Origin of the sequence: Capilliphycus salinus ALCB114379, assembly GCF_047276495.1 — a bacterium.
Taxonomy (GTDB): Bacteria; Cyanobacteriota; Cyanobacteriia; order Cyanobacteriales; family Microcoleaceae; genus Capilliphycus; species Capilliphycus salinus.
Genome location: NZ_CP178543.1, coordinates 3,342,108 through 3,354,748, shown reverse-complemented (window position 1 = coordinate 3,354,748; position 12,641 = coordinate 3,342,108). Strand labels below are relative to the sequence as shown.

Here is a 12,641-nt window from a genome sequence, read left to right as displayed (position 1 = left end):
GATATTTTAAACCTCCAAAGCTAACGCTTCCTGATAAATTTGTGAGAATTTCTGAACCCGACTTTCGGGCTGTTCCCCCAAATAGTCTCGGTAAGCTTGAATTAAATCAAACTGTTCTGTTTCAACTCCAACGGGTTGCGGGGATTGATTAATCGCCTCGGAAACAACAATCACCGCATGAGGACAAATTGAGCGAACTCGTTGGTTTAAATCGGGACAGCGAATCCCCCCGAGATTGACGACAACTTTTAACCAACCTTCAAAATTTGAGTAGTTTTTTAATTCTTCTTCTAAGGTTTCAAGTTGACAGTGAACTTGTTTGAGTTCCCTCAATTGTCGAATTGGAATTTGATGAACTGTGGCGGTTTTATGGGGTTCGACTTCGATTAAATTGAAAGATTTTTGTTCTCCCGCTTCTCCAAAATCGCACTGAATGAGTGAACCGCTATAATAGGCGGGAACGGTTGCTTTTACTTGCTGCGGAATGTGAAGATGACCCAAAGCAACATACTGGGCGGTGGCGGGTAACTGTTCGCCGGGAATATTGTAAACCTCAATTGAATCGTGCGCTCGTTCGGTTCCCGATATTTTCGCCCCTGCTAAGGTGCCGTGATACATCAATATATTAACAGTATCGGCTTGAAATCCTTGAGCGAGTTCATCAATTTTTTTGAGCATTTCTGCGGAATAGCTTGAATAGGAAATCCCGTTAGATTCTGACCAAATATCCCCTAGATTTGTTAGTTTTGTATTCCGAATAAACGGCAATAATCCAATAATTAAATCCGTTCCGCATCGGGTTTGTATTCTGATTAAACCGCCATTTTCTGCCGTTCGTTCGGTTCCGATGATGTGAGAGCCAAATAAACGCCATAATTGGGTTTCGGTGTCTATTAAAGAGGGGGAATCGTGATTTCCTGCAATGGCTACAACGGGAGTATTGAGCCGGACTAATTCAACCGTAAAGCTTTTAAACACCAGTAAAGATTCGTTGCTCGGTTTGGCTTTGTCAAAGATGTCCCCCGCAATCAAGACCGCATCAATATCGCCTGAACTTACCCGGTCTAGAATTTGATTGAGGGCGTAATTGATTTCTTCATTTCTCGACTTTTTCTCATCACCGATTGTTCGACCCAGATGTAAATCGGCAGTGTGTATAATTTTCATGGTTTTATTCAATTTTTAGGTGAATAATTGTTCTTATTATACTATACAAATTGGAAAAAGTGTTCAAGAGGTTAATAGCTAGTTGTGGTTTTCAAAGATAGTTATAAGCTCTCATCAAAAAAGCTTCCTTTTATTGAATGATTGGTACACCCTTCCCCACCCCCTAAATACCCCATAAACTCTCACACGGGGAAGTCGGTCATCGCTCGATTGTAAATTTCTTGAATCTCCTGAAGACTTGGCGGTGAGTCAAATATCAAAGACTGCTGAATTGAAAACCCAAAAAAGTATTGAATAAAAGCATTATCGACGCCTTTTTCGTGAAACCAGTTGATGAGAAAACTGCGGATTTTGTAGGGATTTATTAATGGATTTAACCCGGATTTTTGTCCGACTCTTTTTAGGATGAATCGGACTTGCTCAACACAATACTTCTGATGTTGAGGGGATTCAAATAAGTAAGTAGCTTGCTGTTGACTCATGCGGTCAGCCTGCATTGTCAAAAGGTCTTTAAAATTCACGGGAAACAGAACAATTCTATCTTGACCTCGCTCCAAACGAATGAGAATTTGGTGAGAGTCAAAATCGATGTCTGTTAATTGGATATTAATCAGTTCACCCAGACGGATTCCTGTATACAATAACGTTTTAAGAATGACCCTCTCCTGCACAGTTGAGTTGTTTTCAACCGCTTGATAATAGCGTTGAATTTCTTCTGAGGTAGGTATTGCTATCTCTCGTGAATGTTGTGAGGTCGAGGGAGATTGCAGCCTCAACTCTTGACACAAGTATTTAAACAGACTTCTTAAATAGTTGTAATCCGGGTTTTCATTCCGCAGATAGACGGCTAACTCTTGAGCTTTTATCTGGGCGGGTGTGCGTTGAAAATTCATTAAAATACCTCCGAAAATCTATGAGTGTTAAACGTTGACTATTAACTCTAATCTTGAAGCTTTTTTCAATTTAACCTGGAATATTCAGGATTACTTTTAGGGTCGGGTAGTTTCCTAAATCTCCTGAAGCGTTAACGAATCAATCCAACTCGACTATTGCATCTTCTGGGTCAGTATCGGTTAATGCTATCTGAGCAGCACGAGCCATTTTCCAACACATCTGTAATCGGGGGTGCGTTCCTTCCCAAAAATTCAAGTTCGGGTTGAGGATTTCATAGCCAATAATTTGAGCAAATTCCCTCGCCAATTGATTCGTTTGCTGTAAAATTTGTTCTGGGGTTCTAGTCATAATTTATTCTCCGTTTACAAGTTCAAGTAGATGCCATTTTTGCTGACTACAGTACCGTTGCGGGAATTCCCGTAACATCTATGATTTGTTCGTTTGAGGTTGGGGTTTCGCCGCCAACCTGTTGAAACTTATCCAAACTTTCAAGTGAGCGCTGCCGTTCGACTTCCTCCGGGTTTTGGGTAAAATCAATCTGCTTTATTCGTTCCCAATAAGGTTTTTCGTCATCGCCAATTGCCGCGTAGTTGATGATACTGAGCGAGACTTTCAACCCATCAATTCGGGAGTAATCCTGGGCTTTAATATTAGCGGAATGCAACCAAACATCAAAAAATGATTTCCATTCATTCCTCAATTTTTTAGTTTTAAAACCAATGACCAGCACATCGCCCCGTCGATAACAAACGTCGCTGATTTTTTCCTTTTCAAGCGTTTCAGTTTCAACTAAACGTCTAATTCGTTGTGAATCTTGGGGGTCGTGAATAGTTAGAGTGCCGTCATCGGTAACATCAAATTTTGAAGCCAATCCCACCGTGATTAATTCCTCACCAAATTGGTTGGCGGATTTGGAATCGCAAAACTTTAATTCAAGCGGTGGTTCATAACCTTTGGGAAACCGTGCAAAGTCGGAATCTACGCAGTTGAAAATATCGGTTGTGAAGTGATTGGTGGATAAGTTTGCCCTGACTTCCCACTTCTCATCGAAAGACTCAAGCCGAATCACATAGCCTTCATCTGATAATTTGTGATGCCAAGCGTTTGCCAGTTGCTCTTCGCTAAAACCGATAATTAACCAGTCACCGCACCGAGAACAATACTCATTAATGGGTTCGATTGCGGGTTCATCGGGTGCGGATTCGCATTCAGTTGAATCTGACTCGGGAAGCGAGTCATCCGCAGGCACCGCCTTAAAAAGGCGGTGAACGGATGACTTTTGTTCGCTTAATTCTTCGGTGTTTGAATTGGGTTCAATGGCGATCGCTTCGGGTTCCGGTTGAGGTGAGGGTTCAATTGCGATTTGGGGTGCGGTTGCGATCGCTTTGGGTGAGGATTCTTCGAGTGCCAATTCCTTAATTTTGAGGGCGGTATCACGATTAACTGGGGAGAGAACCAAAAGCCAAGTATCGTTGAGTTTGTGGAGTTCGTGTTGTTTTGCCAACCCCGCTTCTTTGGCTTTTTCGTAAGTGGCAATTGCATCATCCTTCGCGAACAAGAAAAGCCTCATCGAATCGGTGTAGGCATCAAAAAAAATCATCGGATGAGCGTGTAGCAGTTCGGAGTTGGCGCTCGAAATTGCTGTCGGTTTTGCTTCCGGCACGTCTATTTTTGCTGATTTTTGGTCATCAATCAACCGATTCAAAGCATCTTCATCACTCACACCAAACACATACATACTGCCATCCGAAAAAGACTCGAAGTTATGGCAGATCCCCCGTTTTCGAGCTTCATTGGCAAACAAATCAGCCTCATTTTGATTCTGAAAACGAAGCGTTGAATGATACTCTTGAAACTTATTTGAGGGAAGATTGTCCATCTCGCTTTCTCCATCGGTAGTCACAGCAAATAGAGCATCAAGTTTTTCTTTAAGACTTTGCATGACTTCGCCATCATCGCCAAATTCTTGCACGACATCTTCAAGAATTTTTAGGGCAGATGCCGCATTATTCTCATTTTTTCTCAGTTTGTCTTGCTCGGATTGCAATGCGTTAATCTTTTGGTGGAGCGAGGCAATCTCGTCTTCATATTGTTGAATTCTGTGAGTAAAGAGTGTCATTGGTTATCCTCTCCAATTTATTTGTTTAATGTGTCGGGTTTGGGAAGTGTTGCGACCCCGAATTAATTTTCTTTGAACTTAACCCATTCTATACTAATATTGATCATTTCGTCAATTAGTTGGCTTGTCGATATAAGTTTGGTAACGAAATTGATTTTAAAATGTGGGTGCTACTCGTTCCATTAAGATAAAAACCGTGCAGTTTGTATGATTTATTGACACTCTCAAAACAACGACCGCACTTAAAAATTAATTGCTCGGTAAGTGATACCCAAAGCAGTCATCAAGCTCAGTTTGTGGATGGTTGTTTCGGGTAAAGGCGCTGGCATTACACTTGATACTACAACCGACTTAATTCTACCCCGCAAACCGAGGTATTACCAAGCTCAAATCAAGCCTCATAACCGCCCAATTCTGCACTACAGATGCACAATAGTGGTAGAATGAGTGAAAATAATCAATGCTTCTCTCTCACGCCGGACTCGGTTTGTTGTCAAGAACGATGCTCAAAGCAAGCTCACTCCCAAGAAGTACCAAACCCGGACACCTGTTTGAAGTTAATCCCCTTTCAGAAGGTGAATTAAAACAACGTCAGCAACAAGCCAGCCATCGACTCGATAAAGCTTGGGTCATTCTCCAACGAATCAAACCTCATTTAAGAAAGCATTACTGTAATTGGTATATTGCCATAGATTCCGACACGGGGGTTTACTTTCTAGATCCGACCTATACGGGAGTTTGTTTGAGAAGTCATATCTACTTCCCGAAGACTATCTTGTGCATCTATCAGTTAAATCAGTCGGGATTAGTGGGACGGGAATGATTAATGGCGCAATTACCAGGCAAGGAATTTATTTTGAAATAGATTTAATCACTTCAGACGGTGAATTTATTCCAGTCGATGCTTTATTTGATACGGGTTTCACGTCAGGTATCTTGGGAATTCACATTCAAGATGTTGAAGCTGTCTTGTTGGCAATACATCGCTACAGAAAGGAGAGTACCGACGGGAAATGGAGAAGCTAATTTCTTGATTTACCTCGGTCAAATTTTCGTGGATGGTCAGCGCATAGAAGTTCCGGTTTTTGTGGGTCAACTCCCAGAAAAAGACCGAGTAATCCTGGGATATCAAGCCTTTGAATTGTTCTATATCACTCTCGACAATAAACAGGATCTTGCAACTTTAGAAGTCAAGTAAAATACTGGCTTGATTGGGCAATAATGGTTAAGTTGCTACGAGTGCGGCTCTTGAATTTGAAGAATCATTCTAGAATCGGGGATGAATTCAGAGAAAGCGATCGCACTCCGATTAAAATGGCAGTCTAGGAAACCGCTTTGGCTATGAAGGTTGAGTTTCATTCGGGAATCGAGTTCATCCACAAGCGCCGCCTTTTCAAGGCAGTGAACGGATGACCATACCCCTCTCCTAAAAAACTAAATTTCCAGAAGAGGGATAAGTTGCGAGTCGGCTAGAAACCACACCTGTTTCTATTACTCTTTAATCGCTCCTAACGCCTGTAAAGTCACTTTTTGTGCTTCCGAAATTCCAGTTGTACCAACAATGTTCATGCCTTCGTAGGGGCGATCGCTCCGCAAGGTTTTCACAACTTTCTGAGTCTGTCTATCCCAAAGTTGAATGGGTTGTTCGAGGAAGGCGATCGCCAGCAGGTCTTTGGTTGGATGCCAATCCACAGCCATGCCGTGGTTGCTGCCTTGAATGAGGTTTTCGCATTCACCCGTGTTGACGTTCCAAATTATTACCGTCGAATCATTACAGGCATTCGCCAACTTAGTGCCACTCTCATTCCAGGAGATTGAAAAAATATTCCCCTGACTATGAATTTGGAAGGTCTTCAACCGCTCCCCAGATGCCATATCCCAAAGGTTGACAGTGTTGTTGAAGTCGCCACTAGCCAAAGTCTTACCATCCGGGCTGAAGGCAATGGGATGGACTAGATGACCCACTTGAATCACGCGATCGCAAACTCCCCGATTCAAATCCCAAACTCGAATGGTACCATCCATACTACCACTGGCAACTCGCTTACCGTTTGAGAACCAAGCAACAGCATTTACTTTGTTTTGATGCCCTGACAGAGTTAACAAACACTGCCCAGAAATAGCATCCCAAAGTTTTACTGTTTCATCATCGGCACAACTAATTAAATAACTACCATCATGGCTCCAAGCTACCGATCGCACACACCCCAGATGTCCCCGCAGTGTCGTGATGCACTGTTTAGAATGCACATTCCAGATGCGGATAGTCGTATCTGCGCTACTGCTGACAATCCGATTTTCGTCAGGACTCCAGGCAACACATAAAACTTCATTCTGATGTCCTCGAAAACGCCTGAGACATTCTCCCGTTTGAGTGTCCCACAACTGCACCGAATGATCTGTACTGCCACTTAAAAGGTGAATACCGTCTTTGCTCCACTTCATCGACCTAGAAGAATTGCTATAACCCTTTATCGTTTTGATGCAGTCTCCAGTTTGGGTATTCCAGAGTTTCAACACTGGGTCTTGGGATACACTGATCAAGCTCTTGCTATCAGGTTTCCAAGCTAATCCCCATACCCAATTTTGGTGTCCTTGCAAGATTTGCGTACATTGCAGGTCAGTATCCCAGAGAGTAATGGTGCAGTCGAAGCTTCCGCCTGCCAACTTATTACCATCAGCACTCCACGCTAATTTATAAATGACATCTGAAGTAGAAATAACTTTTAAACAGTTTCCATTTCGCCAATTCCAGAGTTTGACGGTTTTGTCATAGCTGCTACTAGCCAGAATTTCACCATTGGGGTGTAACGTCAAAGAGGAAATCCAGTAATCGTGAGCTTGAATTACCCGAATACATTCTCCGGAAGCTACATTCCAAAATTTGATTGTGTGATCCATGTAGCCTCCTGCGAGGAGAGTTCCCCCAGCAAGCCATTCCAAAGCTTGAGTCCAGAGAAGTTGCTGATTTGTCTCATCAATTCTCAAACATTTTAAACAGGTTTCAGTTGTTCGGTCCCAAACTTTAATTGACGTTTCTTGCCCTCCACAAGCGAGGTATTTACCATCAGGACTCCAAGCTAAATCAAAGACCCAAGGGGTATTCCCTTCAAAGTTCAGCACTAAACGCCCCGTGCGGGTATCCCAGAGTTTGACAGTCTGATCGACACCAAAAGCCAGATTCGTTCCATTGGGATGCCAAGCTGCCGCCATTAGCCAATTCTGCTGCTCCCCTCTGATAGCTGCTAGTGGCTGCATGGGTTCAAATTGCCAAAGATGTAGTCCACCATTGCTATCGCCAATGGCAAAACGCTGCCCGTCAGGGCTAAAGCCGACCCACATTCCACCTGCAAAGGTTTCAGTAAAGGTGGATTCTACAAACTGGGCTGATTGAAAATTGACCCGTTGTAGGGTCGCCCCTTGCAAGTCAGCGTGGCGGATGGTCAGGTGGGAAAAGTTGTAACCCGTCAGGTCAATACTCAGGTGCAGGCACAGGTTAATCAGGTTTCCAGTTCCGTAGTCTAGTCCTATAGGAGCAGAATCCCGCAGGTTGGCGAGGAGCGATCGCAGATGCTGTTCCAGTCGTTGCGAGTCGTGATGAAAACCTTCTTGCAGTTGGGCAATGAGCGGATTAATAATAACTCGAATTTGGCTTTCCCGGATGTAGTGAGGCACGGTCGTTTTCATCAGGGCATATCGTCTCAGGCTGGTTGTTTCTTTCTGAGTCAGTTCTGCCGCCAATTGCCGGATCAAGCGTTTGGTGACGTACTCCATCACCACCGGCTGTTGGGTATATTCCATCCTGGACTTACCCTTCTCTTTCAGCACCCGCTTTTCGATTAAGCTGCGTCCGGTGAGAGATTCCAGCGCTTCCAACAAGCTGGGGCGAGTAATTGCGGGGACGATATCGGATTGCAGGGGTGGGATCGCTGTCCACTCCCGGTTAATAGCCAGCCAGTTCATGAGGGTCTGCTCCAGGGGCGATAACCGCTCAAACTGCTGATCTAACAGGCGACGAATGCCGTTAAAGATGGGCGTTTCCGATTCAAAGAAGGCGGCGATTTCCCCTTCAAACAAACTCTGGATAGAGGTTCCCACTATTTTCAACGCCAGGGGGTTGCATCGGTACAACTTACACAGGCGACGTTTTTCGTCTTCCGTACCCACCAGTCGCTTCGCCTCAATCAACGCTAGGGAGGCTTCCCAGGAACCTTTTAGAGCTAGCAACCGCACGGCGCCTCGGCTATTTTCTAACAAACCAATATTGGTCGATTTCTCCCGACTGGTCAACAGGATGCAGCTTTGATGGTTGGCTTCTCCCAGCATCTGCACCAAATCTCCGTAGTTGGCGAACTGGGGTTGATAATAGCCCCCCTCTTTTCCCGCCTGGAGCAACGTCTCCTGGTTATCGAGGATTACTAGACAACGGTGGGTTTGCAGCCAGTACAGCAACCGTTCTGGTTTGGTCTGAATGTCTTTTTGTGCGGAGACCAAGGGGACCAGTTCAGCCAGCAGTGTTTCTAAAGACGGGGCGTTACGGAGCGATCGCCAGATGACGAAATCAAAGTCAGCCTGCACCTGTCGCGCTACCTTAGCCGCCAGAGAACTTTTACCAATGCCCCCCTGTCCCACAATTGCGACCAACCGACAGCGTTCCTCGGTGATGCACTGGGTCAACTGCTCAATCTCGTCTTGTCGTCCCTGGAAGTAACTAACATCCGGGGCTTCACCCCAGTCTATGGTCTGTTTTTTCTCCGGCTGGCGATGAGGTAGGGGATTTTTCTGGTTGCTGAGTATGGCGCGAAGGGTGGTTTTATTGACTTTGCGATCGAGGGCTTTGCTCAACAGCTTCCAGAACTTGGGGCCAACATCTCGTTGCAGATAATTGACGCTGTAGCCGGAGCGTTCGGCGATGCGATCGTAGGTCAGGTTGTTCCAGGCACCGTATATGAGGGCAATTTCAACTTCAGTTAGGAGGCGATCGTTTTTCCGGGAGAAGGCCCCATTGATGGCCTCCAAAGCTTTGTCAAATTCCATACATTTTGCAGCACTGGAGAGTAGTTTTCTACTTTGATAACATACTTTTCTTACTCAACTCCATATTTTTCTGTAATGACGGCATTAAATAGTTTGGCTAATTTATTAGTAGTCAGTTCAAAACGTGAGACTTTAATAAGTTATCAATTTTTTGTTGACACCCCTCTAAACTTTTGATATATTCCGATTCTTCTAGAAAGGAGAAAGTAAAGATGAATTCAGTTCTTAATGCAGCTTCAGTTATTGATGTTAAAACCGATGAGCATACTTATGGTGCTTTGTTTGCCCGAGAAAAAGTAGCCGTTACTTTAACGCTGATAGAAACCGATCCAGGTCAGTTTGCCATCAAGTATGAAGCTACTTATAGTGGTATTAAAAGTGGACACATAGCTGGCGGACCAGTACCCATAACAGGTGACAGTAGTACCGTAGTTAATCAAAACCCAAAAGTAACGGTAATTGTTTCTAACTATTCAAATGATCAACAAAATCATTTGATATCGGCACATATCCAAATTACTGTTCAGGCTCCAGTATTAGGAAATATAACAATTTTCGACAAATCACTGGGCGGTCAATATGGAATTAATACCTTGCAATTGATGTTTGCCCACATGGCTGAAATATCTAACCCGGAAAAAGTAATGTCAGTTTTACATCCTGCCTTGGCTCAATACTCAAGTTCATCGGAAGACTTAAACATCAGCCAGCGAGTAATTGAATTAGAAAAGCGGGTAACAATATTAGAAGCTCAAATAGCAGCCGGCAAAGGTTAGCCAAAATCGTTGACATGATGACAAAAAATTTGGGGGCTGATGAGTCACTAATCAGCAATAATGTCTGGAAAGTTATTAGATGGATGACTTCTTGAAACAACCTTAATATAGAAAACATCCATCTAATCTTAGTTAAACTTCAGCTTTCGCTTGACACTACAAACTTTACTCGTGAAGGAATACAAAGAAAATGGCGACCTTAAAGCTTCGGAACTGTACCAAATTTCAATTGCAGTACAAAATCATAATATTAGGTGCAACATGGCATTTAGTTAAGCCAGGAGAAGAAGGGGCTGAGTTACACAAGCCTACAACTTACACCTTGCGCGTGGAAGTGAAGGATGAACCTGGAAGTACCTGTACTCGTGCTGCTGTTAACCCTGATGGCACTTACTATGCTGTATACGGAGGAGGTAAGATTAGCATCTTGACTGAGAGCCAAGCAAAGAACTATGGCAAAAATGATAATAATCCGTACATTACTATTTGGTTTCCTGAGCCTAAGATCCAGAAGAATATTGACGGAAAAATAGAATGGGAAACAATCTTTTCTCGTTCTAATCCAAGTGACGAGACATTGCACTTTGAATTTGAGGAAACGATAGGGTTCTCTGAGAAAGTATCTGATACTCATCAGCTTACTATTGAAAAGTCTCAGAGTGCCGAATTTTCAATAGGTGCGAGTTTTACGGTCAATGAGGCTGATATTTCAGGTTCTTCAACCATTTCAGGATCATCAACTACAACAACATTCCAGGAAAAGCTGACTGAAAGTGAACTCTATGGATCAAAGACCCACAAGCTATCCTTTTCGCTTGAGAAAGGTACATCCCTGGCTGTCTGGCAACCATATATTGATGTACTTGGGCATAAAATTTGGCTCGATCATATTGAGTACAGGGAAGTAGGTACTGGTCAACCTGATGACATTAAGTTTGACCCAGCCAAACTTTCATTAACTTATTTCCCAAAGTCTTGACATTTTAACCCTATCCAGATGAGATTCAGATCCCTCAGTAGCAACTTACTTAGCTATAGACCTATATAAAGGTTGCTCTTAGCGTGATCGTAAATTTTGTAGGGTGCGCTACTTTTGAAAATTTTGATCGCGCTTAAATTCAGCTTCTTGAAAAACTGCGATCCCTCCTCCCTCATCTAGGCGTAAACCCAATGATGCTTGTGGGTGCGATCGCTATTGAAGCCCATAGTTAAAAAATGGCTTCTTCGCTCAACAAGGCATCAACGCCTGGAACCACAACACCGTCCCCCACTACGTTACCAGCAAACCGCACATTTTTAAAGGTTAAATAACGAATGAAAAAAAAAGATGATTCAAATCTCAAAACAGAATTTAAAATCAATCATGGCTATAAGTTGCCTCATTTGTATCTTACTAATCGACATTCAACAAATTCATGCACAACAAATTCCGTTTCTAAATAACCCCGATCCCAAAAATATCCAGCAATACACAACAAAAATTCAAGAATATACCAATAAAATCAAAGAATATGATTAAAAGATAAATGAATACAATCAAAAGATTGATAAACATATCAACAAGCTGGATAATGATGCCAATAACCTAACTAAAAATATTCAAGAGACTTTCAATATTCAACTTACCGAAATAACAGAGCAAGCCAAAAACGAAATTAATGGAATCACTACCCAAGCGACACAAGAAATTAATGGCATACAAACTCTTGTAAATAATACAGTTAACGGTATTTCAGAGCAAGTTCAAACTGAAATTAATAGAATCTCAGGTGAAGTAAAAAAAGCCGTTACGGATTCAATTCTTCGGGTGGGTTGGGGAATTCTAATTGGTGAACCTGATATTAATGAGACAAATGCCACATAATGTCTATGCCAACTCCTCTGATATCCTGACAGAACAGTAACTATTTTTAGCCTTGAAAATGAGTTGTTTTAATCATCTCTAAAAAAAACCAAAGTAGCCTATTCATTCAAATAAGTCTGGCTAATAAAATTCTGATTATCATTTCCAATTCTTCAGTAACTCGGTAAAGATTGATGCCTTCACAGATTAATTTCGATGGACGATCTAAAATCCCAAATTGCCAAACATTACCCGTCGTCACCGCCCCTAAAATTTCAGCCTGTGAGGAATCCATCCATTGATCTAAAGCAATCATTTCCGTCGCTAATTGAGTAAATCCTCGATTAATATCCGCTTGTTTGGCTTCAATGACAATTAAATTATTTGTGGAACGTAACAAATAGTCTAATTTACCTTGCAATCGGTTATTAACTTGAATCGAATATTCTATTCTTAATTTGGCGCGTGAATAGTGAATTAAATCTGCAATAATAGGTGCAATGATCATTTCTCGACGGGTTGCTTCATTCTCCAAATCTACATAGGGGAGTATATCTTCAATGCGTTGCTTTAAATCAACAAGTCGGTCTAACTTATCAGAATATTGGGGTAAAGTGAGGAATTTTCGCTCAAAGGAGTAACCAAATTCAGCAACCAAATCATCTGCCGTAAATCCCAACTCAAAATAATTGCTGAAAGTGTAGGAACGATTCGGATCGAGTAATGGCTGACGAGTCATTGTTTTTCTCCATTATTTATTCTCTAACTCTTAGCAAAACAAAAACTCTCCTTGTTTTCCTTTGAA

10 protein-coding genes are annotated in these 12,641 nt (G+C 42.5%); 4 read left to right on the top strand and 6 right to left on the bottom strand.

Features of this window, described 5'->3' with window-relative positions; translation table 11 throughout:
* Positions 1-6: 6 nt before the first annotated feature.
* The 4 genes from ACL6C3_RS13940 to ACL6C3_RS13925 form a co-directional block, all read right to left on the bottom strand.
* On the bottom strand, positions 7-1,167 hold the full coding sequence (locus tag ACL6C3_RS13940) for a metallophosphoesterase family protein (RefSeq protein ID WP_413167791.1): 1,161 nt from the start codon (positions 1,165-1,167) through the stop codon (positions 7-9).
* A gap of 182 nt (positions 1,168-1,349) precedes the next feature.
* Positions 1,350-2,060 (bottom strand): tyrosine-type recombinase/integrase, encoded by a 711-nt coding sequence (locus tag ACL6C3_RS13935; protein ID WP_413167790.1) that lies wholly within the window; start codon positions 2,058-2,060, stop codon positions 1,350-1,352.
* Between the two features lie 139 nt (positions 2,061-2,199).
* Positions 2,200-2,409, bottom strand: coding sequence for a hypothetical protein (locus ACL6C3_RS13930; RefSeq protein WP_413167788.1), 210 nt, complete (start codon positions 2,407-2,409; stop codon positions 2,200-2,202).
* A gap of 46 nt (positions 2,410-2,455) precedes the next feature.
* Positions 2,456-4,180 carry a hypothetical protein gene (locus ACL6C3_RS13925; protein ID WP_413167787.1) on the bottom strand — a complete coding sequence of 575 codons (1,725 nt, stop codon included), beginning with the start codon at positions 4,178-4,180 and terminating at the stop codon, positions 2,456-2,458.
* Positions 4,181-4,640: 460 nt separating this feature from the next.
* Between ACL6C3_RS13925 and ACL6C3_RS13920 the strand changes: the two genes are divergently transcribed.
* Complete coding sequence (locus tag ACL6C3_RS13920) at positions 4,641-5,003, top strand: hypothetical protein (protein WP_413167786.1); 363 nt, start codon at positions 4,641-4,643, stop codon at positions 5,001-5,003.
* Positions 5,004-5,135: 132 nt separating this feature from the next.
* Complete coding sequence (locus ACL6C3_RS13915; RefSeq protein ID WP_413167785.1) at positions 5,136-5,378, top strand: hypothetical protein; 243 nt, start codon at positions 5,136-5,138, stop codon at positions 5,376-5,378.
* A 293-nt stretch (positions 5,379-5,671) separates the two neighbouring features.
* On the opposite strand, the gene ACL6C3_RS13910 is transcribed toward ACL6C3_RS13915, so the two are convergent.
* Positions 5,672-9,217, bottom strand: coding sequence for an NB-ARC domain-containing protein (locus ACL6C3_RS13910; RefSeq protein WP_413167784.1), 3,546 nt, complete (start codon positions 9,215-9,217; stop codon positions 5,672-5,674).
* A gap of 212 nt (positions 9,218-9,429) precedes the next feature.
* Here ACL6C3_RS13910 and ACL6C3_RS13905 point away from each other — a divergent pair, with 212 nt between their 5' ends.
* The gene (locus tag ACL6C3_RS13905) at positions 9,430-9,993 is read left to right on the top strand and encodes a hypothetical protein (protein ID WP_413167783.1); all 564 of its coding nucleotides are present in this window, start codon (positions 9,430-9,432) and stop codon (positions 9,991-9,993) included.
* A 190-nt stretch (positions 9,994-10,183) separates the two neighbouring features.
* On the top strand, positions 10,184-10,972 hold the full coding sequence (locus ACL6C3_RS13900; RefSeq protein WP_413167782.1) for a hypothetical protein: 789 nt from the start codon (positions 10,184-10,186) through the stop codon (positions 10,970-10,972).
* 991 nt (positions 10,973-11,963) lie between these two features.
* On the opposite strand, the gene ACL6C3_RS13895 is transcribed toward ACL6C3_RS13900, so the two are convergent.
* On the bottom strand, positions 11,964-12,575 hold the full coding sequence (locus tag ACL6C3_RS13895; RefSeq protein WP_413167781.1) for a hypothetical protein: 612 nt from the start codon (positions 12,573-12,575) through the stop codon (positions 11,964-11,966).
* Positions 12,576-12,641 lie beyond the last annotated feature (66 nt).